The sequence below is a fragment of the Alishewanella jeotgali KCTC 22429 genome, assembly GCF_000245735.1.
Lineage (GTDB): Bacteria > Pseudomonadota > Gammaproteobacteria > Enterobacterales > Alteromonadaceae > Alishewanella > Alishewanella jeotgali.
In genome coordinates this window covers 43,742-69,258 of sequence record NZ_AHTH01000022.1, presented here as the reverse complement: position 1 = coordinate 69,258, position 25,517 = coordinate 43,742, and the positions used below count along the sequence as shown (strand labels likewise).

The following is a 25,517-nucleotide window of genomic DNA, read 5'->3' as shown; positions in this document are numbered from 1 at the left end:
GGATACTGGTTTTTGATGGGTAACATTATTTCAATTTATATTCAAAACCCGCTTCGGCCTCACTATCATGGAACGGGGTAACACGGCTTTTCTTGTTCAGCAGGTTGTTGACCAGTGAGTTGGGGAAGACTTCGATGCCATTATTAAAGTCTTCCACATTCTGGTTAAAAATACGGATCGCGGCACCGATGTTTTCTTGCTGCTCGGCGATTTCACGCATCAGGTTGTTAAAGATTTCAGAAGCCTTGAGTTCCGGATAGGCTTCTACCGCTACTGTTAAACCCTGCAACAGTTTTTGGGTGCTACCCTCAACCTGTTGCAAGGTGGCGGTATCGATAGTGCCGGGTTGTAAACGCGCCAAGCCAGAACGTAGTTCGGCAATACTGCTTTGTAAACCCATTTCATGCTGTTTAAATTGCTCAGTCACCTGCTCCAGATGCGGGATCATCTTATTCTTCTGCCGCTCCTGAGTAATCACATTCGCCCAGCCGCGCTCCACTGCGTTCATCCGGGTGATAATGCCGTTATAAATGACCACCACCATAATCAAAACGATGCTGACGATGCCGATTAGAATACCCAGTCCCATGGTGCTGCTCCTAAAAGTTACTGTCTGAATGCCGCAGTAGCTGATGCACTGTCGCTAACAGCTGGCTGAGCTTGGGCAGTGCAGTTGGTTGTTCGATACTTTGCCTGAATTGCGCCAGTTGATCCAGACCGCAAGGGGCTTTACTCTGCAACATATCGTTGTCAGCAAAGCTGATACAAAGCTGTCCGTCATGACTAAAGGCCAGATTAAGTTGTTTCAACTGCCGGGCTTGTTGCTCCAGCGCCACTATGACCGCTGGTTTTAAAAACCGTGCTGCTTGCATCGGTTCGGCGGCCCGCACCTGAAAGATCTTATTAAAGCGACCAGAGTCGCTGGTATAACGTTCGCCAGTAATGCCGTCAGCGGCAAAGGACGTCACAAAGAGATCGCGGCAATAGGCAATAGGCAAAAGGGATAATTAGGCCATAGCGGTCAAAGTGGTCGTATATGGTACGGGTTTGCACCTGACCTTTACTGTTAGTCGTTACCTGAGTGCGTTTGTTTACATAATGAAAATGCCAGTAGTGGTAACTAAATTGATGTTCGGCGCCGCTGAAGTGGCCGCGGATAAGCTGGCGGAATTCCCGCTGATGATTACCTCGCCGGAACTCGGCAAACTGCTGCTGCCAACTGCGGGTGACGTTTGGCCAGTCCGTGTTGGCCAGCTCCGATAAGTTGTTATCCAGTAGCGCATTTTTCCAGTACAAATGCTCAGTAAAGCGTTTTAACTGCTGTAAATGGTAAAGCGCAGCCAGTAGCGGTACGACACTGCACAGTGCCAGGATAGCTGCGGCATAATACAGCACGACACTGCTTTGTAACTGATAGGTCAGTACAGCCAGTAGCAGGCTTAGTAACAGCCCCGCGCTGCAAAGATAAGCGCGCTGCTTAAAAGAATAGCGGATCGGTTGTGGTAGTAGGGCCAGTTGCTCCAGTACTGCCATCAGGGCTGTTTTATCCGCAACCTGATTCAGTTGCTTCTGTAACCTGCTGATGGCCTGTGCCAGCTGACGATTGGGGTTAATGGCAGCCATAAGCCTCCGCGACAAGCAAAGACTTTACCTTAGCAGGACGGTCTGATTTTAGCCAAGCTGATATTTCTCCAGCCGGTACAAAAATGCTTTATAGGGTAGCTGCAGTAGTTTGGCTGCCTGGGCGCGGTTGCCGTTGCTACGCGATAACGCCTGCAGCAGGCAGTCGCGCTCATGTTGTTGCCAGTTCAGGCCCTCCGCCGGTAATACAAAGCCGCTGCTGACGGTAGCTGCGGTGTTAAGATCGGCTAATAGCTCGCGCTCATCTGCCAGTAATACAAAGCGCTCAATACGGTTTGCCAGTTCACGCACATTGCCGGGCCAGGGGTAGTCCATTAGTTGGCGCAGCGCGGTTTTACTCAGCTCTGCTGCCGGCAGCTGATAGCGTTGCTGGCTCTTTTGTAAAAAATGCTGGATCAGTCGCGGGATATCTTCCCGTCGTTCGCGCAACGCTGGCATGTGCAGTGGCACCACATTTAAGCGGTAAAACAAATCCTCCCGAAAGCGACCTTCCTGCACCGCCAGCGCCAGATCCTGATGGCTGGCTGCAATAAGCCGCACATCCAGGCTAATTTCCTGATGACTACCCAGCCGGGTGACCTTACCTTCCTGTAGCAGTCGCAACAGTTTGGCCTGCAGCGCAGCCGGTAGCTCGGCCACTTCATCCAGAAACAGGGTGCCGCCATTAGCGGCTTCAAATTTCCCGGCTTTACTCTGATGAGCGCCGGTATAGGCGCCTTTTTCGGCACCGAACAGCTCAGCCTCGGCCAGTTGTTCCGGAATCGCACCGCAGTTAATAGCGATAAAGGGACCCTTGCGCCCCGACAACTGATGCAGCGCGCGGGCAGCCAGCTCTTTGCCGGTACCACTTTCGCCGCTGATCAGCACAGTGGCGTGGCTGGCGCTGATACGATTGATGCGCTGAAACAACTGCTGCATACAGGGCGCATGGCCAATCAGCTCCACCAGTTGCTGTTGCTCGCTTAATTGTTCGGTGAGTTGTTGATTTTGCTGCCGTAACCGCCAGGCACTGAGGCCCTTACTGATTGCCAGCAACAGCTCCTGCCGTTTAAACGGCTTGGTCAGGTAGTCGTCGGCACCGGCCTGAATGGCTTCTACCGCATGGCTGACCGAGCCATAGGCCGTAGCAACCACAAAGCCCAGCTGCGGATAATGCTGGCGCAGGTACTGCAGCACCTGCAGGCCACTGCCCTGACCCAGTTTCCAGTCACATAGCACCAAATCCAGCGGCTGTTGCTTGAGGGCCAGAATCGCAGTTTCGACACTGTCAGCGCTCTGTACCTGATAATCCTCAGCGCGTAGTAACTCACACAGCAATTGACGCTGCTGCGCATCATCTTCTACTACCAGTAGCCGCTCAGTCATGCTGTTGTGTCCTGTGAAAGGTGAGTGTCGCCACGCAGCCGCCTTGTGGGTGATTGTGTAACTGCACTTCGCCCTGATAATAGAGTTTAAGTAAACGGCTACACAGGTACAGCCCCATGCCAGCCCCTTCGGCTTTGCCGGAACAATGTGGCTGAAATAAGCGGCTGGCAATAGCCGGATCCAGCCCTGGGCCCTGATCCCGGATCTGAATTTGCAGTGCGGTTGGCTGCTCCCTGACCTCAATCGTAATCTCGCCGCCAGGCGGGCTGGCCTCAACGGCGTTGGCCAGTAACGAATGTAAAATGGTTCTAAGCTCAGTTTCTGCGCCCGGCAACCGCGCCTCCAGATCACCGGCTAAGCGGATCCGGCTCTGGTCTGAGCTAAATTCCAGTAGTAAGTCCTGTAGTACCGGCTTTAGCGCCACCAGCTTACTGCGCTCAATATCGGCACAGCTTAGCGTCAGCATTGCGGTCAGGCTGCGGTTGATATGCTGCATCTTGCGCTCGGCCTGTTCAGTTAAGCGTTGACGTAACGCAGGGTCATCACTGCTGGCAACCTGCTCCAGTAACAGGTTCAGGGTATGCAGCGGGTTGCGTAGCGCATGCACCATGCCGCGGCTGATTTCGCCCAGCTCCGCCAGATGTTGTTGCTGTTGCAGCCGTTGGCTTTGCTCGGCCAGTTCGGCCAGCCGGACACTCATCTGGTTAAACTGGTCGCTAACATAACGGTACTCGCTTAAGCCGCTGACCGGCACCTGCTGTCCAAGCTGACCTTGCTGTAAAGCCCGAAACCCCTGTACCAGATGCTGTAACGGCTTAATCAGACGATGCCCCAGTAGTAGTGCTATCAGTATCGCCAGTAAGGTGGTACTGACGATCAGCAGCATCGCGTAGCGGCTAAATTCGGCTAACAGCGGCGTACTTCTCGCTTGCTGGCGGCGTAGTTGCAACTGTTCCAGTTGTTGTTTTATTTGTTCAGGTTGAATTTGGGTGCGAATACGCTGCGCTGCCTCGCGTGCCAGCTCGGCCTGGCGCATCTGATCATTGATCAGCCGGACATCCAGCTGTTTACCCTGATGTTCAATTTCAATAATTTCCAGTCTTGGCCGCGTAGCGGGAACCGGCGGCTCAGGTGGCAGTGGCGCCTTTGCCAATAGTTCCAGGTTAGCAGCAGTTTGCGATAACACCACCCGGGTGATTTCAGTACTTTGTTCTGTAACCTGCTGTGCCAGCTGACTTTCCAGCCGTTGTAACAGCCAAATTTGGCCAAGCGCCATTAACGCCAGCAAACAAATGATACCCAGGCTCAGCGCCCAGCGGATTGACATAACGAGGTCCTGCGTACTTTGAGAATAGTTTTAGCTTACAAAGCTTATACCACTTTGCCCAGCAAGAAATTTATAAGCTTAATCAGCTGTTTAGCGAGAGTGTTGTCAAAGAGACTGTTGCGGATCTGCCGAAATGGGGAAACTGATGTGCCGATATCGGGATGTTCGGTAAAGGTTTCATTTTAAGATGTTGAATTAAAAAGATAAAAATTCTGGCATTAAACTTTCATTAGCAGCTGGCCCGATCAACAGGAGGAATTGTTATGCGTCAGACCCTATTGGCGACCCTGATCGCCCTATTAACCGGCTGTGCCCTGCCAAAAGCTCAGGCAGAGCCGGCCCCGGAAGTGAGCAAAGCGCAGGAAACCCGCATTGTGGTGCTGCAGGATGGCGAGAAGCGCGAGCTACGTTTTAGCGGTAGCAACTGGCGGGAAAGCGCTGAGTGGCAAGCCTTATTGCAAGAGTTAGCACCGGAGCAGGCGGCACGGCTGGAAGCGCTGCTGGCAAAGGCGCCGTTACCGCCGTTGCCGCCGTTGCCAAAAAATGTCGAAATCATTGAGGAGAATGGTGTCCGGCGGGTAATGGTGCTGGATGCGGATGGTCAACCGCTGGAGCAAAAAATCATCAAAATTCGCGCCGAAGCTGCCGGCCACCGCTTTGAAGCAATTAAACGGCTGCTGGAAAGCGCGGAGCTGAACAAAGAACAACTACTGGAGCTGCAAAAAATCCTCGACGCTAAACACTGATCAGATTCAGGCCAGCACTGCCGTCCCAACCCGGCAGTACTGGCTTGTCCGGCATCGGTAGCGATACCGCTGTGATGCCAGTCAGAACCGGCCTTCCCAGCTTAGCGCTAACGCCGGCTCGATACGATCACCTTTAGCAATGCCCGGCCAGTGGCGATGTGTCAGCGCGGCTGTGATGCTCAGCTTGCCATCCTGCAACTGATACTGATAAGTCGTTTGCGCCTGTAGCACCTGCTCGTACCTGCCGGGTGACACCAGGGCTCCCGCATGAGTGTTTAATTTTCAAACACTCTGCTGCTGAAACCAGCTTTTAAGACATCTTCCAAATAATCCGTTTTCATCCAGGCACGTTTTTGTTTTGCGGGGATGCTGCCTTTCGATGGCTCTGCTCTTAGCATATTTAAAGACCATTGCCGTAGTATTGACCAGTTTTCCGCCGCGTGATTCTGATAAATCTGGCAAGCATCTTCTTTCATGCTGACATCCAGCACCCAATGTAGGCTATTTTCAACGGCCCAATGAGCTCTAACCGCCTCGGCTAACTGTACTTCGTTCAGCTTGGCTGAACTGATGTAGTAACGATAAGTGAGTTCCGATTTTTTTCCTTTTACTTCCCGGTAACTTAGATTCATTCCAACGGTTTGCAGACCAACCCATTTACTAAAGTTTCCCTTCAGTTCGCTGGCGTCTTTTACATGGTAACTTCTTGCTTCTATTCGGCCTCGGTTCTTTTCTATGACAATCCCATCAAGAGGGCGACTTCGTTGCCCGGCAAATAACGCTTCTACTGCGTTGTATAACGTTCCCTGGTTTGCCTTAAGCGCCAACAGATAATCCCCATTCCCCTCTATCACTTGCTCTGCTATCGCCGTTTGACATCCCATCGCATCTATTGAAACCAGGGCGCCTTCAATATCCAGCAATCGAATCAGCTCTGGGATGGCTGTGATTTCATTCGATTTTTCCACGGTCTTCAGCTGCCCCAACACCACTTTGTTCGCACAAGCAAAGGCGTTCACCATATGGATGGTCGATTTTCTGTCTTCTGGTGCATAAGAGCTACGTAGCGTTTTGCCATCTATGGCAATCACTTCTCCCTGCGTTAGCTTGTGCACCGCTTGCATCCAGTCGATAAAACATTGCCTGAATTGTTCCGGAGCAATTTTGGAAATAATACGCGCTATCGTGTCATCTACCGGGACGCCATCACTTAAAAAACCTTGTTTCTGAAACCACTCGTGATGACCTTTAGCATAATCATGGATCTCCGACCATCCCTCTGCGCCTGCAATCACGCCACATAAGGTCACGAATAAAACATCAGATAAAGGATAGGTAACTTTTGCAGACTGACGGTTGTCGATGATGGTGTCAAAGTGTGTAGTAAAGAGTTCAAGGTACATGGCATGCTCCCAAAAAAGGAGTATATGATCACAACTAGATCAGATCGTCAAACTGATCGTTTATTGTTTAAAAAACGTTCGCGATCTCGCCCTGCGGGTGACACCTTGTTGCCACCGGGTTCACTCAGATCAAGACCATCAAGATTCAGGCGTAGCCAGCGAACTTTGTTATGCCAGCTGATCTGAGTTGCCAGTGGCGTAATAATGCCGGCGACCCAGGTCAGGGCATCATTATCATAGGTGCTGCCAAGGCTTTGTCGGTGATAGCGGTAGCCATCGAGGTGAAAGCTATGTTCATACAGGCAGTTATACAGCTTGCGGCTCTCGGCTGAGCAGCCGACCTTGGTATCGGAAAATTCCAGGTAGATGCGGCTATCCAGCGCCTCCACGTAGATATCCGCGCCGAGCAGAAAGGCGGTGTTAATCAGGCGCCGTTTTTCGCGGTGAAAGTCTTCAGCGGTGACCTGAGCATAGAGGCCGTAAGGCACGCCTGCGATAACATCCGACCAGCGGATATCATAACCGGCCAGCATATTTTCAGTGCCTTGCTCACTGCCGCCTTGAAATAAATCCTGCCACCAATCTGAGAGGCCATTGCCATAACCTTCGCCCCCCCACAGCATAGACCAGGAGGTGCCAATTTCCAGACCTGCTAACGGCTTGGCGGAAGCCCGTGCTGCCCAGAGCCTGGCATTTGGGATGGCCCGTTCGCCCTCTAACTGCCCAAAGCCGGTAGTAAAGGTCCAGGGGCCCAGCCAGCGTAGCAGCGGCAGATCCAGAGCCTCCGAGTTGTAACGGGTCAGGCTGAGCATGGGTACAGGCCTGGCATTCTGGCTAAGTTGTAACGAGGTATCCCAGGATGGCCCCCAGTAGCGGTCCAGACTGCCGGCACTGATAATCCAGTTACCCAGCCTGGCAGCGAGGTAGCTATCGTCTGCACGCCAGCGTTGTCCTTCATCGCCCCGGGTTGTGGTTGCGGCGGCAAGTTTACCGCTCAGATGTTGGCTGCTGAACTGATAACGCACTTGGACAGCGGCTTTGTCGCGGAAATGGTCGCCAAAGCTGTAAAAGCGGTTTTCGCTGGTTGCCGCATCTACCTGATAACTAAAGCCGAGCTGCTGATCTTGTTGCCATGCTGCCAGCAAACGTTGTCTGGCGGCTTGTTGCCGGGTACTCAGCGATTGTGGATCCAGCGCCTGCAATTCTGTTGCGATAGCTGACCATACTAACGGATAGGTGTTCAGGGGTTGTGACAATAAGCGGTGATCGGCCAGAAACTGCAAGTCAGCCCTGACGGCAAGTTCACTAGGTTCAATCCACCATTTAGCGAAGGCAGGTGGTGCAATCAATAGCGCCAGACAAATCAGATATTTCATGAAAAAACCATAATAGGACGGCAGGAGCGGTGCTGGCACCGCTCCTTTACAAAAAGATAGAAAAAATCATTTCTAACATACAAAGATGAACAACGGATTAACCTTATTGCGGTACACAGTTCGCCGGATAAACCGCTATTACCAGGGTAACTCGCTGCCGTTACTGTGAAAAAATCGGCCACTGCGACTGGCATCCAGCTCATTGATGCGCTGAATTATCCGGCTGGCGGCTTCATCCGGGCTGATATCACCGGCAAAACCAACCATCTGGGTTTGCACAAATCCGGGATGGTAAATACCGACATAAATGTTACGTGGCGCTAGATCACGGGCCAGAGAGACACTGCCGGCATTCAGTGCGGCCTTTGCCATGCGGTAGCCATAGTAAGCACCCGAACCGTTATCACTGATGGAGCCCATGCGGCTGGTGATCATGGCAATTTTGCCGCCGTTTTTGATGGCCGGCAGTAACAGTTGACTGAGTGCCAGTGGTGCCAGTGCATCAACCTGGAACTGTTGTTGGATCCGGGTCAGATCAAAGTCGTCCAGCGTTTCATTGCTAAAGATCCCGGCGTTGTTGATCAGTAAGTCGATACTGTTGGCAGCGAACTTGCCGGCCAGTTGCTGCAGTTGCCGGTTGTCGCTGAGCTCAATGCCGCTATAGACGGTAGCACCACTTTGCTCCAGCTCGTCTGAGCTATTGCGGCATAACACACTGACCAGATTGCCACGCGCCAGCAGCTGTTTTACCAGCGCCAGCCCAATACCTTTATTACCCCCAGTGATCACTATATGTTGCATTTTCGCGCTCCTGCTGCCAGTTCCGGTGTCTGGTCTGCGCCGCTGCTGCAGCAACTGACCAGGCATTTAGATAAATTAGGTACAACTTTGCCGATATCGGGTTAGCATCGCTTAATATCAAGTCTAATTGCTGAATTGACCCTCAGATTATCTGTGGTTAGAGTGAGGTTTTAGCAGGCAGATAATAACGAGAACTATGGCCAGCAACCCAACCTATGTCCTGGCGCTGGATTTTGGTACCCAAAGCGTCCGTGCCATTATTGTTGACGACAGCGGCAATATTATCGCTAAAGGTCAGCAAGCGATGCCGCCGTATCACTCACCTGAGCCCGGTATGGCGGAGTTGCCGGTTAGTGCGTATTGGCAAGCCTTAAGCGCAGCCTGTGCCGATTTGTGGCAGCGCAGTCCGGTCGCTGCCAGCGACATTGCGGCCGTTACGCTGACCACCCAACGCGGCACCATGATTTGTCTGGATAAAGACCGCCAGCCGCTTCGCCCGGCGATGCTGTGGTTAGATCAGCGCACGGCCACAGTGTTGCCCCGGCTTGGTAGCTGGCGCAGTCTGTTCTGGCTAATGGGTATTACCGCAATCGTCGAGCGCTTTCAGCGCCGGGCGCCGTCAAACTGGCTCGCTGAGCAGCAGCCACAACTGTGGCAACAGACCGCCCATTATGTCTTACTCTCCGGTTACCTGACCTTACAACTCACCGGTGAGCTGGTGGATTGCAGTGCGGCCCAGGTTGGTTACCTGCCCTTTGACTTTCAACAACAGGGCTGGGCCAGCCGTTTTAGCTGGAAGTGGCAGGCATTATCGTTAAAACCAGCGCAGTTGGCGCCATTAAAGCCCCCAGCCACGGAATTGGGCAAGCTGACCGGCACCGCTGCGCAAGCGTTGGGACTGCCAGCCGGGATCCCGCTGTTTGCTGCCGCTGCTGATAAGGCTTGCGAAGTCTTGGGCTCTGGTGGTCTAACGCCTGATACCGGCTGTATCAGCTATGGCACTACAGCCACCATCAGCACAGCCAATCGGCGCTATATAGAACCCGGCCCCTGGTTGCCGGCTTACCCGGCGGCTCAACCCGGTTTCTACAATACTGAAGTGATGATTTACCGTGGCTTCTGGCTGGTAAGTTGGTTTAAAACCCAGTTTGGTTTGCAGGAGCAGCAGGAAGCGGCGGTGCTGGGCATCGCGCCAGAGCAGCTGTTTGATGAACTACTCAAAGCTGTGCCACCCGGTAGTATGGGGCTAATGTTGCAGCCGTACTGGTCACCCGGTATTCGCGAGCCCGGGCCTGAAGCCAAGGGCGCCTTAATTGGCTTTGGCGATGTGCATCAGCGCGCTCATGTCTACCGGGCGCTGATTGAAGGTTTGGCCTATGCCTTGCTCGAAGGCCGCGAGCGTTTAGAGCGTCGCAATGGTGTAAAGATGCAGCGGCTGCGGGTATCGGGAGGCGGCGCGCAAAGCGAGCAGATTCTGCAGCTGACTGCCAATGTGTTTAATTTACCGGTGGAAAGGCCGCATACCAGTGAAACCTCAGCGCTGGGCGCTGCTATCACTGCCATGGTGGGATTACAGCGTTATGCCGATTTCAGGCAGGCGCAGCAGGCGATGTGTCAAAGCCCGCAGCGTTTTTTACCAGAGCCAGCCGTGGCGGCACAATACCAACGCCTGTATCGCGAGGTGTATTTAAAAATGTACCGCCAGTTAAAGCCGCTGTATCAGAAAATCCGCGAGATCACCGGTTATCCGCAGTAAGTTGCTTGCTATTGCGCGCTAGCTAATCAGTGCCGAAAACTGCCAGTTATTTGGCCGCTTCTGGTTATACTGAGGCCAATTCGTTACCGGAGCCGGTTATGGTTTTTTCTGAGACAGAGTTGCAAATTTTCCAGCAGGCCCGCTTAGCACGCGATGCGCGCTTTGATGGCCGCTTCTTTGTCGCGGTAACCAGTACCGGGATCTTTTGTCGCAATATTTGTCCGGCGCCGGCACCCAAAGAGCAGCATGTCCGGTATTATCCCTCTGCCGTGGCGGCGCTTGCTGCCGGTTTTCGTCCCTGCTTGCGTTGCCGGCCAGACAGCGCTCCCGGATCCGCGGCCTGGCGTGGCACAAACAGCACCCTGACGCGGGCACTGCGCTTGATTGACGAAGGCGCCTTGCAGCAGGGCGCGATGCCGGCACTGGCCGCGCGATTGGGTGTTTCCGAGCGTTACTTACGACAACTGTTTAACCGCCAGTTGGGGCTGTCACCCAAGCGTTATGCGTTATTACAGCAACTGCTGCTGGCGAAACAACTGCTGCAAAGTACCGCCCTGCCAGTGACTGAAGTGGCGCTGGCTAGTGGTTTTCAGAGTATCCGCAGTTTTAATGCGCAGTGTAAACAGGTCCTGAAACTCAGCCCCGGTGAAATTCGCAAGCGCGAGCTGCCCGCCGCAGCCGGAATTAGCTTGTTTTTAGCCTATCGTCCGCTTTTTGCCTGGCAGCAGTTACGGCAATTTCTGCAGGCACGGTTATTATCGGGGTTGGAGTGGGCCGGCAATGATTATTACGGCAGAACCTTTACTTTGCGGCAGGCTCAGGGCCATTTTACGCTATATCATCAGCCCGATTTACACCGCTTTCGGCTGCAGCTGGAGCTGGATCACTGGCCGGTATTGCCGGCCGTATTGCAACAGATCCGTCGCTTGTTCGATCTGGATGTGGACATTAATCAGGTCGAGCAGCATCTGGCCCCGCAGTTGGCCCGGCTACCCGGCTATTGCCTGTCTCTTGATCACAAGTCAGCCTCAAGAGACTTTGCTAGGTCATAACCTTCAAGGATGGTTTGTAGTTTGAACCATCCTTGCCACAATACCTTGACCGAGGCCTTGCCGGTTTGTTTTGTATCTTTCCACCCACCGAGCTTTGCAAGCTCGGTATAAGCCCACTTCATCGAGGGGACGGTGTCAGGTAAGGTCCTGCTGACCCGTTTTATCCATAACAATTTCCAGGCTTTTGGCGACAGCACCTGTTCACAACTTATCTCGTCTGGTTGTTCGCGCGCAAACTTCAGCTGCACTATTCTTACAGCAATAAAGGCGCTGATGGTCACAAGCCGCTCAATGTTATCTTTACTTTGTAAGCGGGCATTCTCAATATCTGTACCATCCGTTTTCCAGGCTTTGTGATATTCTTCTACTAACCAGCGATGCTCGTAATAACGGATGATGTTCAGTGCATCTGCTTTGCTCTGGACTGGTTCGGTAGTCAGCAAATGCCAATTTAACGCGTTTTTGTCATCGGCTCGCTCTTCGCACCCGACATAATAAAGCGATAGTGATTCGCCACGCTTATTTGCCGGCACTTGCAACGTGACTGGCGCAAAGACAATGTCTACTGTTGCTGTACGTGCTTTACGTCCACCTTTTTGCGCTATATGGATTTGCTTTTGTCCGGCGCTTTCAAGACCTGCAGCATAGTCGTAGAGCTTCTGTTCAGACTGCTCAATATGGCGACTCTGCATGGAACGAACCACGAAGCGATGTTGCTTTGAGAGCTTATACTGCAAGTACTCATAGATATCAGCTTCGCGGTCGCAGACGGATATCACATCGGCCATTTTAGCGCCTAATCGTGCCGATAGATTGACCGAAGCAGACTGCCACTTGAAGCTTTCTTTCTCTTCATAAGGTGTTTGTGTTCGCACATGTTTCTTTCCGCGCGTGCTGATATCCCGTGTCCAGCGGGATTGTTCAATTAATCCAACAAGCTCTTGTTGCTCAGGAGCGAATAACAAAACGCTGTGCGCAAGTATGCCCCGATAGTTATTTCCTTGATTGACATGACCAAGCTCATCTCGCACGGAACGATGGCTGTAAGTGATGGCAGTGGTATCCTCTAAAGCCAGGTAATAAATTATGTTTGGCGGCTTGCGCTGCTGTGACCAGATAGCCTGCTTTTGCTATCGCGTCAGCATTGACGTGCTCATTACGGATAAAACGATAAGCGCCTTCCATATCGGCGGGGGATTGTGTAATAGACACGAATGGCTTTCCTGGATCGTTTGCTAAGGTTTCCGCTAACTTTACCAGACGTGTGGTTCGGCGGGGATCCCCTAAGTCGGCCTGACCAAAAGTACTTTTTGCCCATTGTGCATTGTTCATCAGTATTCACCTTTAGATTAAGTGAAAGATCTGATCGGAAAGCGTGCGGAGAGTTCAAAAAATCCCCCAGTAAAAACCGGGGGATTTGTGTATAAGAGACAGGGTCAACTGCCGGGGTTTGCGTTGTTACGTGACCTTACCAGATCTTCACCCGCACATCTTCGCTGCGGTACATGCCATCACCCTCTTTAACATCAAAGGCTTCATAAAACTCTGGCATATTCGACAACACCCCCAGTACCCGGTACATGCCCGGTGAGTGCGGCCCGGTAATCACTTGCTGACGCAGAGCTTCATCACGGAACTTAATACGCCAAACCTGAGCCCAGCCGATAAAGAAACGCTGCTCCGGGGTAAAGCCGGCGATAGTCTGCCGCGGTTGATCTTTAATCGCGTTCTGATAGGCACGGAACGCCACTGTTAAACCACCCAGATCGGCAATATTTTCACCCAGACCCAAAGCGCCCTGCAGATGCAGGTTATCGATCGGATTAAAGGCATTGTATTGATCGATCATACGCTGTGCGCGCTCGCGGAACTGCCGCTCATCTTCCGGCGTCCACCAGTCGCGCAGGTTACCATCACCGTCAGAGCGCCGGCCCTGATCATCAAAGCCATGGGTAAATTCATGGCCAATGACGCCACCGATAGCGCCGTAGTTCACCGCATCATCGGCATCGACGTTAAAGAACGGCGGCTGCAGGATCGCGGCCGGGAACACAATTTCGTTCATCGTCGAGCTGTAGTAGGCATTCACCGTCTGCGGTGTCATCCCCCATTCATCACGGTTTACCGGCTGACCTAAACGGTTAACCATCCGCTGATACTCGCACTCGCTGCTGCGGCGCAGGTTACCGATTAAATCGTTGGCATCAATGGTTAAACAGTCGTAGTCACGCCAGACATCCGGGTAGCCGATTTTGGTATTAAACTTCGCCAGCTTGGCCTGAGCTTCGACCTTGGTCGCCTCGCTCATCCATTCCAGTTCGTTAATGGCTTCTTTAAAGGCGACACGCAGATTTTCAATCATTTCATCCATCCGTGCCTTGGCTTCGGGTTTGAAATGCCGGGCGACATATTCTTTGCCGACCATAAAACCGAGGTTGCTATCGACCAGACTGACGGCGCGTTTTTCCCGGCTGCGCTGCTCCTGCAAGCCGCTTAAGGTTTTGCCGTAGAAATCAAAACTGGCCTGGACAAAGGGCTCGCTCAGATTAGCGGCATTGGCACGCAGCAGGTGAAATTTCAGATACGTTTGCCACTGGCTTACCGGTAACTGCGCCTGCAGCTTGGCAAAATCCGTAAAGTATGATGGCTGACGGATCACCAGTTCCTGCACCTGACCGAGCTCGGCAGCTTGTAAAAACGCCGGCCAGTCAAAACCCGGCGCCAGTTTACCCAGCTCAGCAACACTGAGCTTGTTGTAGGTGGCGTTACGATCCCGGTTCTGGATCCGGCTCCACTGCACCTTGGCCAGTTGGGTTTCCAGCGCAATCACCTGTTCAGCCGCTTGCTCCGGCTGCTCCCAGCCGGCCAGTTGCCATAATTTGGCGATAAAGTCACGGTATTGACCAAGTAACTGCAGCGAACGTTCGTCATCTTTCAGGTAATAATCGCGATCCGGTAAACCCAAGCCGCCCTGGCTGGCTCCGGTAATATATTGGTCTGACTGCCGCTGATCCTGACCGACAAACACAGCAATCGGGGTGCCATAGCGGTAGCGCTGTAATTCGCCCCATAGCACAGCCAGCTGTTGATGGTTGCGAACCTGTTCGATGCGGGCGATATCGCCACGCAGTGGATTCAGGCCCAGTGTATTAATCAGCGGCTCGTTTAAAAATGACTTGTAGAGATCGGCCATTTTCTGGGCGTCAGAGTTTTTCGGATGCTCAGTGGCTGCCAGCTCCTGAATAATTTCCAGCACTTGCTTTTCGGCGTTTTCACGCAGCTCGTCAAAACTGCCCCAGCGCGCCTTATCAGCCGGGATCTCAGTGTTACCCAGCCAGTTACCGTTTACAAATCGAAAAAAGTCTTGCTGCGGCGCAACACTCTTATCAAAGTTGTTCAGCTCAAAGCCAGCACGCTGGCTGTCAGCCTGAGTGAGCTGAGTTTGTTCTGAGGCCGGCTGACTGCTGCAACCTGCAATGCCCAGAGCCAAAGCCACCCCAAGTGCTAACGCGGAAAGTTTTGTCATACAAAGTTCCTTATTATGTTTTATCGTGGCGAGTGTAGAAAATCTGCTCTGCTACCGCTGCCGAAACAGGATATGAGCCCCGCCAGATGCGATAAATGCCGGTCGTAACCTGTGCTGCCGCCAGTAGGTACGGTTTTTCTTGTAATTGGCAGCAATTTTTCGCAGGATCAACACAGTTCTTATTGCAGGAGTTTTATCATGCTTGATACCGCTTTAACTTCACTGGCGGGCTTACCGTCTTTTCTGGCTTACTTTGCCCTGGCTGTGGTGTCAGTGCTGGTCTTTGTCCGGCTGTACAGCTGGGTAACACCCCATGACGAATTTGGCCTGATCCGCGACAATAATCCGGCTGCAGCCGTCGCCTTTGCCGGAGCCCTGATTGGCTTTGCGCTGCCGTTGTCCAGTGCCATTACCCATTCCATGTCGTTACTCGATTGCGCTATCTGGGGTCTGGTTGCCCTGCTGGTGCAAGTGCTGACCTTTTTTGTCAGCCAATTGGCCCTGAGAAACCTGTCACAACGTATCACTCAGGGTGATATCGCCGCCGGTATTTTCTCCGCTGGCTGCTCAATCAGTGTTGGTATGCTCAATGCAGCCTGTATGACCTACTAACGCATTATTTAAGGAGCCTGAGATGCAGAAAAAAGTTTTTAAGCGCAGCCGCAAAGCGGCGCTGATCTTTATGGTGCCGGCCGCAACCCTGGTGTTGCAGGGCTGTGGCAGCGAACAAGCGGTCGAAGCCCAGGTATTTAATACCCCGGATGAATGTGCGGCCTTCTATAATCCGCCGGCTCAGTGCCAGGCAGCCTTTGCCGAAGCCCAGGCATTACACCCACAGGTAGCACCTAAGTATGCCAATAAGCAGGAATGTGAAGCGGACTTTGGCGTAGGTCGCTGTGAAACCGCGCCCGAGCAGCATGCCCAGGGCAGCTTTTTTATGCCGATGATGATGGGCTTTTTAGCCGGACAGATGCTAAACCGTGGCGGTATGGCACCACAGCAGCAACAAAGTGCAGCCGCAGCCGGTGGCCGTAATACGGTACCAAACCAACCTCTGTACAAAGCCCGGGATGATCAAAGTACTTTCCGCACTGCCGGCAATACACCGGTGGCCAGTCAGCCAGGCCCAACTCAGGTCAGGCCTTCGGCAGTACAACCCAAACCTGCCACCCTGGCCCGTCGTGGTGGCTTTGGTGCTCAGGCACAGCAACGCGCAGCAGCTGCGCCGCGGCAAACCACCTATGGCGGCTAAACAATGAAAAAGGTTCCGATCGCACCCCGCCCGGGCTGGCAGGCTTTTGCTGAAAGTGTTGGCTTTCAGTTTCATACCATTGATAACGAGCCTTACTGGGATGAGTCGGCTTATTATCAGTTTAGTCTGGCGCAGATTGAAGATGATCTGGAAGCGCCGACTGAACAGCTGCATCAGATGGCCTTGGATCTGATCCCGGATATCCTACGCAGTGAACAGCAGCTTAGCCAACTCGGGATCCCGGAGCAGTTCTGGGACGCGGTGAAAGAGAGCTGGCAGCGTGCCGAGCCGCACCTGTATGGCCGGATGGATTTTGCCTATGACGGCAAGGGCCCGGCGAAATTGCTGGAGCTGAACTACGATACGCCAACCTCATTATACGAAACCGGTTTTTTTCAGTGGGTATGGCTGGAAGATCAGCAAATGCGTGGTGTGTTGCCTGAGGGCGCCGATCAGTTTAACTCGCTGCAGGATAAGCTGGAGCAGGCCTTTGCCGAGCTGCCTTTGCCGCGTCCTTTCTATTTCAGTAGCGTCACCGAAAGTCAGGAAGACAAGGGCACTGTTGATTATCTGATGGATATTGCGCTGCAAAGTGGCCTGGACAGCCGCTATATCCAGCTGGAGCAGATTGGTGATATCGACGGCCAGTTGGTCGATCTGGAAGGCTATCCGATCCTGGGTCTGTTTAAACTCTATCCGTGGGAGTTTATGCTGCAGGAAGAATTCGCCAGCACCATTTTAAGCTCCGACACCCGCTTTTTAGAGCCGTTATGGAAGTTACTGCTCTCCAATAAAGGGATTCTGCCGTTATTGTGGCAAAAGTATCAGGGCCATCCGAATCTGCTACCCGCCTTTTTTGATGATGGCAAAACACCACTGAGTCCGGGCTGGGTTCGCAAACCCCTGTTCTCGCGGGAGGGCGCCAATGTTGAGTTGGTTACCCCACAAGGAGAACGGTTACAGCAGGGCGGCCCTTATACCGACAGCGGCTATATTCGGCAAGCCTTTGCGCCGCTGCCACGCTTTGGTGACAGCTATACACTGATTGGCAGCTGGGTGGTCGGTGATCTGGCGGCAGGTATCGGCATTCGCGAAGATAACAGCCTGATCACCAAAGACAGTTCACGTTTCTTACCGCATATTATTCTGGATTAAACAGGAATATTTATGCAGCAATATTGGATATAAAACCACTTTATTGCTAAAATTGCGCAACTTTTTGTGCTGGTCTGGCAGTTTTCCCGGAATGCTGCCAGACTTATCTTATCTGTATACCGTGCAAGGAAAATATTCGCCCGTGCGTACAACTGAACTCGTCAGCGGTTTCCGCCAGTCAGCCCCCTATGTCAACGCCCACCGTGGCAAAACCTTTGTGGTGATGCTGGGTGGCGAAGCCATTATGCAACCCGGCATTCGCAGCATTATTAACGATGTTGCCCTGCTAAATAGCTTGGGGATTAAAGTCGTGCTGGTATATGGCGCCCGGCCGCAAATCAACCAGGCGCTGCTTAACGCCGGGTTGGAGCCTCAATACCATAACCGGATCCGGGTCACTGACGATGACTCCTTCCGCTTGATTAAACAGGTTGCCGGTGCGTTACAGCTGGATATTACCGCCCGCTTATCGATGAGTTTAAGCAATACCCCGATGCAGGGCGCACAAATTAACGTAGTCAGCGGTAACTTTGTTATCGCCCAGCCGCTCGGTGTTGATGAAGGTATCGATTATTATCACAGCGGTAAGGTGCGCCGTATCGATACCGCCGGTATCCGCCGACAGCTTGATAATAACGGCATAGTGCTGATGGGGCCGATCGCTGCCTCCGTCACCGGTGAGAGTTTTAATTTAACCGCCGAAGAAATTGCCACCCAGGTCGCGATCCGGCTGAAAGCCGATAAGATGATTGGCTTTAACGAAGTGGGCGGCATCGTCGGCGAAAATGGGGATATCACCGCAGAATTAATGCCAAATATGGCAGAAACCATTCTGTATGAAATGGAGCAACAGGACGATCACTGTATTGGTACAGCGGCCTTCTTACGGGCTGCAGTAACGGCTTGTCGTTCCGGCGTGCCACGTTGTCACCTGGTGAGTTACAGTGAAGATGGCTCGCTGTTACAGGAGTTGTTCTCACGCGACGGTATCGGTACCCAAATTGTGACCGAGGCGGCAGAAAAATTGCGCCGTGCGGTGATCAGCGATATCGGCGGTATTTTGGATCTGATCCGGCCGCTGGAGCAGCAAGGCTTGTTGGTACGCCGCTCGCGCGAACAACTGGAAATGGAAATCGACTACTTTACGCTGATTGAACGCGATGGTCTGGTGATAGGTTGTGCCGCGCTCTATCCGTTTCCGGAAGAGAATGTTGGCGAATTTGCCTGTTTGGCGGTACACCCGGATTACCGCGATGCCGATCGTGGTACTACCCTGCTAAAAAGTGTGATCCAGCAGGCCCGGCAACGCAAATACAGCCGGCTGTTCGCCCTGACCACCCGCAGTATTCACTGGTTTCTGGAGCAAGGCTTTGAACTGGTGACCGTCGATGATCTGCCGGCTCAGAAAAAGCAGCTGTATAACTATCAGCGCCGCTCGAAAATCCTGGCGTTGGAGCTTTAAAAGTCGATGCCGGGCTCCGTGCCCGGCTGTAACTTCAGTTCTAGTTAAACAATAAAACGGGCACTCAGCTGATGTAAACTAGCCGATAACTGTTGTAGCGCATTGCTGAAACTGGCTAAATCGGAAGCGGCTACGGCACTCTGATCGATCAGCTGGTTGCTATCATGGACGCTCTGACTAATCTCTTGTACTACCGCAGCCTGTTCATCCGTTGCTCTGGCGACGTCCTGATTTAACTGATCAAGATGACGAATACCCTCCACCACTTGCTGCAACATCTGACTGGCCGTCGCCATGGCGGCTGCACTCTGGCGGGCTCGCTGTTGACCATCAGCAGAAGCCTGAACCGCCTGACGTGACCGACTAGCTAGTTGCTCGTTCATCTTCTGGATCTGATCCGTCGACATTGCAGCGCGCTGTGCTAATTGCCTGACTTCATCAGCAACTACAGCAAATCCTCTGCCTTGTTCACCTGCTCGCGCCGCCTCTATCGCAGCATTTAACGCCAATAAATTAGTTTGCTCAGAAATCGCCCGGATTACAGTTAACACCTCAGCGATCTGGTCACTATTTTGTGCCAGGGTACTTACTACTTGCGCAATATGCTCGACTTCCGCATTCAATTGGCTAACAGTTTGGTTAGTTTCAGTTAATACCTGTAATCCCTGATCGGCTTGTTTACGCGAGGTTTTCGCAGTATCAGCTGCCAGAGCTGCATGCTGTGCAACTTCACCGATGGTAGCGCCAAGCTGCTCAATAGCCGCCGCGATCCGGCTCAGTCGCTGTCGTTGTTCTGCTGCCAGTTCCTGATTGCTCTCAGCTGTCGTTGCGATAGTGCCAGCCGATTGTAATAAGGATTGATTTTGCTGCTGTAGTTCCGCAATCAGTTGACTAATCTTTGCGACAAAGCTGTTAAAACCATGGCTAATTTGCTGTAACTCACTGGCACCAGTAGTCGGTAACCGTTGCCGTAAATCACCTTCGCCCTGGCCAATATCCTGCAACGATTGCCCAACTTGCTGGAGCTGGCGGGTTAAACGTTTCGCCACCAACCAAGCGACAAAGGCAGCAAACAAAGTGAGAGCCAACCCGGTAGCTAGCACCTGATTGCGAATACTTACTACAGGCTGTAACACTTCGGTAATCGGCACCTGCGCCACCACCCGCCAGCCTGCGCTGCTGACCGGCGTGCTCACCAGCAACACCTCGTCAGTAACCACACTATTCGAGCCGGCAGCAAGTAGCTGAGCGCTAAGTTTCGGTGTTAATAATTGACTTAACGGTTGCTGTTGTTTGATCGACTCTGGATGCAAAATAATCTGTCCTGCCTGATCAATCAGGAACACCAGACCGGACTCCGCAATCCGCACAGCATTTAGATACTCCACCAACTGTTGTAGCGAGACGGCAATGCCCGATAATCCACGGCCCTGCGTTTGCTGAAAATTAACAAACATTCGTACCCGGCCGTCCGGCTCAGTATATAAACTCACATTAGTCGCCTGCCCGCTGTTGCGAAACGCAAAAAACCAGCCATCTTGTTCTGGGTTAAGTTGCCGCAGAAAACCGTCCTGATTCCAGTAACGCCCACTTTGCCGGTCAGCCCAGGACGCCGCATCTAACTGTAGTTGCTGCCGTACAGCCCGAATTTGCGCCAGCACCATAGTTTCACCTTCGGCCGGAAAACCTTCCGCTGCCCATGCCAAAAGATAGGGGTTTTCTGCCAGTTGCTGAGTCGCAGTGGTCATTTCCCGGATTTGCGCATCCAGCCGCTGTCCAACTTGTTCAACCAGCGCCGGCATTTCGTGGTGTAGCATCCTTGAAACCACCACCTGCCGTGCCTGTTGATAAGAGAGCGTGCCCATGATGGCCGTTGCCAGCAAGGTTGCCAGCACCAGACTTAAAATAAGCTGCTGTTTAACCGATAAGTTTCTTAGGAACTGCAAAATAGACTCCGGTAGGGTTTAACGATTAGATACACACTAAAATCATTTTAGCACTAGCGATCTGACAAGCCTATGACAGCTAATTTTACGCTGTCATCGTCTCCGATCATTTATGTCGGGTTCAGCGAACGACCGCTTTGCTCACCTGGCGTCCTAAGGCTCTGGCTGTGGTCCATTTGCCGCCACTGACGGTCAAAATCTTCCCCTGCCAGCTAAACTGATACTCCCGACTGGCGCGGCTGGCGTCTTCACTGCCGGTCAGCAAAGGCCTGACGCCGGCAAAACTCCCCAACAGCTGCTCTGGCGTGGCCGCTGGCGTAAAGTAATGTGCGTAAACATCGAGTAAATAGTCGCGTTCTGCCGGCGAGCACTGCACCGGCTCATCCAGTTGCTGCCTGACTTCGGTCGTACCCAGCAGACACTGCTGTTGATAAGGTAAAGCAAAGACGATACGCCGCTCGCCCGGTACTTCCAGCATATGACCATAACGGCTAATCGCAGGCAGTAACAAATGGCTGCCACGCACCAGATCCAGGGGTGCCGCAGGCAGGCCGGATTGTTGTAACAAGGTACTGCTCCAGGGGCCAGCGACATTAATAATGCTGGCGAATTTCAATTTGCCAGTGGCGAGCTGTAATTCACCATCTGGCTGAATTTTTAATACCGGGCTGTGCTCTACAATATTGACGCCGGCCTTGCGGCACTGCTCTGCCATCCAGAGGCCGAGTTTTTGATCATCCATCTGACCATCAAAAAACAGATAGGCACCCAATAAACCGTCGGCTTTTAGCTGCGGCGAGCAGCGTAACGTCTGCGCTGCTGTTAACCAGCGATGCCGGCCAATGCCTTTTTTACCGGCAAAGCTATCGTATAGCCAGAGTCCGATTTTCAGCTGCCAGCGGGCACGCTGTGAATCCAGATAGAGTGGATAAAGGATGGGTAAGCGGCGGGTCAACTGCGGCGCTTTCTTTAGCCACCAGCGTCGCTCCTGCAAGGCTTCGCGCACCAGTCGGAACTCACCTTGCTCCAGATAGCGTAAGCCGCCATGTAACAGTTTAGATGAGGCAGCACTGGTGGCCTGCATTAACTGATCGCGTTCAAACAAAGTAACCTGATGGCCAGCCAGCGCCAGCTGCCAGGCACTGCATAAACCATTAATCCCTCCACCCACTACCGCAATCTGCATCTTGTCTCCCTGAGTACTTTTTGCCTGTTTTTTACACTAACAGCTTACCACTCCCTCTTGCTACCAACTACACTATAACAGCCATAACTCTGTTGTGGGTCGCAACGCCGTGCACGCGACTTCGGGTTGATAGTCAACAACCAACCGGTCACCAGCCAAACTGTTGTCTGGTTACTAAACGGAGTCAAACAAATGAAATTTTTACTAACCTTTATCTTAATACCGATGCTGTGGCTTACAGCCTGCAGCGACGCACCGCAACTGGCTGCCGTCAAACAACAATTGCAAACAGAATTGCCCGAACACTGGCAAGTCACCAGCTTTAATGTAGAAGCCGAACAAGAAACTGGCACTAAGGTCAGCCCAGTCTGGCAGTATCGATTTAATGCAGAAATTGCACCAAAAGAAACAATGCACCGACGAATTGGTCGTTTACAGGATGTGGACATTCTGGAGGTAACGCAGAAGAAGAACGAGAAGTTTAAACTGAACGGTTTGGCAAATTCTGCGCTTTATAATGGCGAATGGCAGGTCGGTATGGATCTGAATTTGGTGCAATCCATCTCTTTTGGTATGCCACTGAGTCGCTTTACCGACAAGCATGTGATTTCTGGCAGTAGTGATTATAAAAAGTTACTGAAAACCGCCAAAGCAGCGCAGCAAAAGATTGAACAGCAGATTGCTACTGATGAGCAACAGTTCCAGCAACTGCTACTTGAGTACAACAAGTTGCAGCAGGAGCTGCAAACTAAAGCGCAACAATCCAACGAACAGTTAAATACCCTGCAGCAACAAAGCTATCAGCAACGAGATCAACTCGCCCAGCAACTGAGTAGCCAGAATGTCGAGTTGCGCAATCAGCTACAGCAGCAGCGGCAAGCCAAGGCTTCAGAATATAAGCAAATACATGATAATCAGGCTGCGGAAATTGAAAGTGCCTATCGCTTAAAATCGGCAGAGTTTAGAGCTGCCCGCGCCAAAGCTCAGGATCTTCGCAACGAACAACGTAACGCCGCCCGCAGCGCACATGCCACTGAGACTCAGAATGCCCGTAACTCGATGCAAAGGGCCGACTATACGCTCTTTAAAGCTCAAGCGGATGAAAAGCTTAGAGCGGACTATCAACGGATCGACCAGACACATAATGCCAAGGTACAGGAAATCGCCGCTGCTGAAAAAGTTGTAACGGATCAGCGTCGTACGGACCTTGCTGCTATCGCTGCAACCTATCGGCAGCAAGTGGATGCACTATCAGCTGAGCAAAATGAGCAGCTGACTGCAGCCCGCAACGAAGCCTCGCAACAGCAGCAACAGGCTGGCAGCGACCAACGAAACGAATTACAAAGCGCTCGTGATAAGCATCAGGCGCTGCTGGCCGATAATAATCGCCAGCTCAACGAATTACGCCAGCGTATCGACCAACTACAACGACGGATCCATGAGCAGCGCAGTATCCTTGGTCGCGAGAGTCAATTACTCGCACAACTTGACCCCTAGAGCGCCATATGGCCAGGACAAAATGACCGCGAAATGGCGGGACTAGTACAGGAGCTAGTCCCGAAACAGTACTAAGTCATCGCGGTGAATAGCCACTTCACTGGGGCAATATCCCAGAATGTTGGCGATTTGCTGACTATGAACACCACGAATTTTGTGCAGTTCTTGACTACTGTATTGGCTAATACCTTGGGCCAACGTTTGGCCACCAGTGCTCTGCACCAGTACTGCATCACCCTTATCAAAATCGCCATTAATAGCGGAGATCCCAGACGGTAATAGTGAAGCGCCGCGCGCCAGCAGCGCCTGTTCGGCGCCGCCATCAATCACTAACTGGCCGCGCGGTTTTAAACTGTGGCGTAACCAATGTTTCTTGGCGCTAACACGTTCCTGTTGCTTGTGGAACAAGGTGCCACATTGGCGGTTGGCCAGTAATTCATCAAAAGTTGCCGCTTTCTGGCCATTGATAATCAGGGTATCAATACCGGCACGGGTTGCTTTATCGGCGGCCTGAATTTTCGTCTGCATGCCGCCGGTACCAATAGCATGGTGGCTGCCACCGGCCATCGCATAAATCTGTGGTGTAATTTGCGTAACCTGTGGCACCAGCTCAGCGTCAGGTTCAGTACGTGGGTTGGCGGTATAGAGGCCGTCGATATCCGAGCAGATTAATAAGGCATCAGCATCAGCCAGAATCGCCACCATCGCCGCCAGATTATCGTTATCGCCGACCTTTAACTCGGCCGTGGCAACGGTATCATTCTCGTTAACAATGGGTAGCACCTGATTCGCCAGCAAAGTGCGCAGGGTATTATCGATATTCAGATAACGGCGGCGATCTTTTAAATCGTCATGGGTCAGCAGGATCTGTGCACAGTCAAAATCAAATAGCTGTGCCCAGCTTGCCATCATCCGACTCTGCCCCACTGCCGCCATTGCCTGTTTCACGTTAATTGGCAACGGCAACTGCTTATAGCTAATGGCATTGCGACCTGCGGCGACACTGCCTGACGACACCAGCACCACCTCAGTACCGGCCGCCCGGCACTCGGCAATAAAGCGGGCGATAGATAACAAATACCGGGTAGAGCAGCCGGCTGCATTAGGCGCAATCAGCGCACTGCCTACTTTTAAAACGATCCGTTTCCAGCCACACACCGCCATCTTCGCTACCTGCTTACCAACATCTGCTTTGGGTTATTCTGCTGGTCCAAAGCTTAATCTTTGGCAGTCTATATGTCTAACGCTATTTCTATCAGCGAATCCGCAAATTCAGCAATCATTCATACCCTTAAACTAAACTGCTATATACTTAGCGCCAATTGCGTAATGGAGAAACAAGATGAAAGCAAAAGTTGCACTAGTAGCCGTGATGTCTGGCAGCCTGGTCTTAGCCGGCTGTGCCACTACCGATAACCAAAATACCACCCGCGGTGCAGCCATCGGTGCGGTAGCCGGTGCTATTGCAGGTAAAGCGACTGGCAACCATAAAAACAAAAGGGTGGTTATTGGTGCCGCGGTCGGTGCTTTAGCCGGTGCGGCCGTTGGCAGCTATATGGATAACCAGGAGAAGGCGCTGCGCGAAGAGCTAAAAGGTTCAGGTGTGGGCGTACAACGTGACGGTGACCGTTTAGTGTTGGATATTCCGGCGCAACTGACTTTTGATATTAACCGCTCTGATATTCGCCCCAGCCTGTATCCGGCATTAAACGATATCGCCAAGGTCTTACGTGACTATCCGAAAACCATGGTGGTAGTCGCCGGTCATACTGATGATACCGGTCCGTATCAGTTTAATATGAACCTGTCACGCGCCAGGGCTGAGTCAGTACAAAGCTATCTGGTGGCGCAAGGTGTGCAACCAATCCGTATTGAAACCATCGGTTATGGCCCGGATCGGCCGGCGTTTCAGAATAACTCAGAAGCCAACCGCGCGCGCAACCGCCGGGTAGAAGTGCATATCGAACCGATCGTCGAGTAATTTCTTGTGCTAAAGACACAACGCCCGGCTAAGCCGGGCGTTGTG

At 52.4% G+C, this 25,517-nt stretch carries 22 protein-coding genes and 1 pseudogene; 9 read left to right on the top strand and 14 right to left on the bottom strand.

Annotated features, from left to right (window positions below; translation table 11 throughout):
- Nucleotides 1–25: 25 nt before the first annotated feature.
- Genes AJE_RS08715 through AJE_RS08695 form a run of 5 tightly spaced genes read right to left on the bottom strand, consistent with a single transcriptional unit; the run spans nt 26 to nt 4,333 of the window.
- The gene (locus AJE_RS08715; protein WP_008950545.1) at nt 26–589 is read right to left on the bottom strand and encodes a LemA family protein; all 564 of its coding nucleotides are present in this window, start codon (nt 587–589) and stop codon (nt 26–28) included.
- Between the two features lie 10 nt (nt 590–599).
- Nucleotides 600–968: a DUF3137 domain-containing protein gene (locus AJE_RS08710; protein WP_008950544.1), complete on the bottom strand. Its 369-nt coding sequence runs from the start codon at nt 966–968 to the stop codon at nt 600–602.
- Nucleotides 949–1,623 (bottom strand): hypothetical protein, encoded by a 675-nt coding sequence (locus tag AJE_RS08705; protein ID WP_039928380.1) that lies wholly within the window; start codon nt 1,621–1,623, stop codon nt 949–951. The genes AJE_RS08710 and AJE_RS08705 overlap by 20 nt, the downstream gene beginning before the upstream one ends.
- 48 nt (nt 1,624–1,671) lie before the next feature.
- Nucleotides 1,672–3,006: a sigma-54-dependent transcriptional regulator gene (locus tag AJE_RS08700; RefSeq protein ID WP_008950543.1), complete on the bottom strand. Its 1,335-nt coding sequence runs from the start codon at nt 3,004–3,006 to the stop codon at nt 1,672–1,674.
- Nucleotides 2,999–4,333: a sensor histidine kinase gene (locus AJE_RS08695; protein ID WP_008950542.1), complete on the bottom strand. Its 1,335-nt coding sequence runs from the start codon at nt 4,331–4,333 to the stop codon at nt 2,999–3,001. Before AJE_RS08695 ends, AJE_RS08700 begins: the two co-directional genes overlap by 8 nt.
- Nucleotides 4,334–4,596: 263 nt before the next feature.
- Here AJE_RS08695 and AJE_RS08690 point away from each other — a divergent pair, with 263 nt between their 5' ends.
- Nucleotides 4,597–5,079, top strand: a complete 483-nt coding sequence (locus AJE_RS08690) for a hypothetical protein (protein ID WP_008950541.1) — start codon at nt 4,597–4,599, stop codon at nt 5,077–5,079.
- Nucleotides 5,080–5,160: 81 nt separating this feature from the next.
- Here AJE_RS08690 and AJE_RS18545 read toward each other — a convergent pair whose 3' ends face one another.
- From AJE_RS18545 to AJE_RS08675, 4 genes are all read right to left on the bottom strand, one after another.
- Nucleotides 5,161–5,334 (bottom strand): hypothetical protein, encoded by a 174-nt coding sequence (locus tag AJE_RS18545; protein ID WP_157999933.1) that lies wholly within the window; start codon nt 5,332–5,334, stop codon nt 5,161–5,163.
- A gap of 20 nt (nt 5,335–5,354) precedes the next feature.
- On the bottom strand, nt 5,355–6,482 hold the full coding sequence (locus AJE_RS08685) for an ISAs1 family transposase (protein WP_008608682.1): 1,128 nt from the start codon (nt 6,480–6,482) through the stop codon (nt 5,355–5,357).
- A 47-nt stretch (nt 6,483–6,529) separates the two neighbouring features.
- Nucleotides 6,530–7,858 carry a capsule assembly Wzi family protein gene (locus AJE_RS08680; RefSeq protein ID WP_050858388.1) on the bottom strand — a complete coding sequence of 443 codons (1,329 nt, stop codon included), beginning with the start codon at nt 7,856–7,858 and terminating at the stop codon, nt 6,530–6,532.
- A 138-nt stretch (nt 7,859–7,996) separates the two neighbouring features.
- Nucleotides 7,997–8,659 carry an SDR family oxidoreductase gene (locus tag AJE_RS08675; protein ID WP_008950539.1) on the bottom strand — a complete coding sequence of 221 codons (663 nt, stop codon included), beginning with the start codon at nt 8,657–8,659 and terminating at the stop codon, nt 7,997–7,999.
- 196 nt (nt 8,660–8,855) lie between these two features.
- Here AJE_RS08675 and AJE_RS08670 point away from each other — a divergent pair, with 196 nt between their 5' ends.
- Both AJE_RS08670 and AJE_RS08665 read left to right on the top strand, forming a co-directional pair.
- The gene (locus AJE_RS08670) at nt 8,856–10,415 is read left to right on the top strand and encodes an FGGY-family carbohydrate kinase (RefSeq protein ID WP_008950538.1); all 1,560 of its coding nucleotides are present in this window, start codon (nt 8,856–8,858) and stop codon (nt 10,413–10,415) included.
- Between the two features lie 98 nt (nt 10,416–10,513).
- Nucleotides 10,514–11,467 (top strand): bifunctional transcriptional activator/DNA repair enzyme AdaA, encoded by a 954-nt coding sequence (locus AJE_RS08665; protein WP_237709330.1) that lies wholly within the window; start codon nt 10,514–10,516, stop codon nt 11,465–11,467.
- Here the strand turns inward: AJE_RS08665 and AJE_RS08660 are convergent.
- Nucleotides 11,431–12,799: pseudogene (locus AJE_RS08660) on the bottom strand (IS4 family transposase). The gene AJE_RS08665 and the pseudogene AJE_RS08660 overlap by 37 nt on opposite strands.
- A 136-nt stretch (nt 12,800–12,935) precedes the next feature.
- Complete coding sequence (locus AJE_RS08655) at nt 12,936–14,993, bottom strand: M13 family metallopeptidase (RefSeq protein WP_008950536.1); 2,058 nt, start codon at nt 14,991–14,993, stop codon at nt 12,936–12,938.
- Nucleotides 14,994–15,191: 198 nt separating this feature from the next.
- Between AJE_RS08655 and AJE_RS08650 the strand changes: the two genes are divergently transcribed.
- The 4 genes from AJE_RS08650 (at nt 15,192) to argA (ending at nt 18,862) form a co-directional block, all read left to right on the top strand.
- Nucleotides 15,192–15,605: a DUF350 domain-containing protein gene (locus AJE_RS08650; protein ID WP_008950535.1), complete on the top strand. Its 414-nt coding sequence runs from the start codon at nt 15,192–15,194 to the stop codon at nt 15,603–15,605.
- Nucleotides 15,606–15,627: 22 nt separating this feature from the next.
- The gene (locus tag AJE_RS08645; RefSeq protein ID WP_008606439.1) at nt 15,628–16,245 is read left to right on the top strand and encodes a DUF1190 domain-containing protein; all 618 of its coding nucleotides are present in this window, start codon (nt 15,628–15,630) and stop codon (nt 16,243–16,245) included.
- Between the two features lie 3 nt (nt 16,246–16,248).
- On the top strand, nt 16,249–17,400 hold the full coding sequence (locus tag AJE_RS08640; RefSeq protein ID WP_008950534.1) for a glutathionylspermidine synthase family protein: 1,152 nt from the start codon (nt 16,249–16,251) through the stop codon (nt 17,398–17,400).
- Nucleotides 17,401–17,542: 142 nt separating this feature from the next.
- A complete protein-coding gene (gene argA / locus AJE_RS08635; RefSeq protein WP_008950533.1) occupies nt 17,543–18,862 on the top strand; it encodes an amino-acid N-acetyltransferase in 1,320 nt (439 codons plus the stop codon).
- 44 nt (nt 18,863–18,906) lie between these two features.
- On the opposite strand, the gene AJE_RS08630 is transcribed toward argA, so the two are convergent.
- Nucleotides 18,907–20,808 (bottom strand): methyl-accepting chemotaxis protein, encoded by a 1,902-nt coding sequence (locus AJE_RS08630; protein ID WP_008950532.1) that lies wholly within the window; start codon nt 20,806–20,808, stop codon nt 18,907–18,909.
- 121 nt (nt 20,809–20,929) lie between these two features.
- Nucleotides 20,930–21,994 carry a glycerol-3-phosphate dehydrogenase/oxidase gene (locus tag AJE_RS08625; protein ID WP_008950531.1) on the bottom strand — a complete coding sequence of 355 codons (1,065 nt, stop codon included), beginning with the start codon at nt 21,992–21,994 and terminating at the stop codon, nt 20,930–20,932.
- Between the two features lie 192 nt (nt 21,995–22,186).
- Between AJE_RS08625 and AJE_RS08620 the strand changes: the two genes are divergently transcribed.
- Nucleotides 22,187–23,491 carry a coiled-coil domain-containing protein gene (locus AJE_RS08620; RefSeq protein WP_008950530.1) on the top strand — a complete coding sequence of 435 codons (1,305 nt, stop codon included), beginning with the start codon at nt 22,187–22,189 and terminating at the stop codon, nt 23,489–23,491.
- 54 nt (nt 23,492–23,545) lie between these two features.
- Here the strand turns inward: AJE_RS08620 and proB are convergent, their stop codons facing one another.
- Complete coding sequence (proB, locus tag AJE_RS08615; RefSeq protein ID WP_008950529.1) at nt 23,546–24,655, bottom strand: glutamate 5-kinase; 1,110 nt, start codon at nt 24,653–24,655, stop codon at nt 23,546–23,548.
- 178 nt (nt 24,656–24,833) lie between these two features.
- Between proB and AJE_RS08610 the strand changes: the two genes are divergently transcribed.
- A complete protein-coding gene (locus AJE_RS08610) occupies nt 24,834–25,472 on the top strand; it encodes a YiaD family glycine zipper/OmpA-like lipoprotein (RefSeq protein WP_008950528.1) in 639 nt (212 codons plus the stop codon).
- Nucleotides 25,473–25,517: the final 45 nt, after the last annotated feature.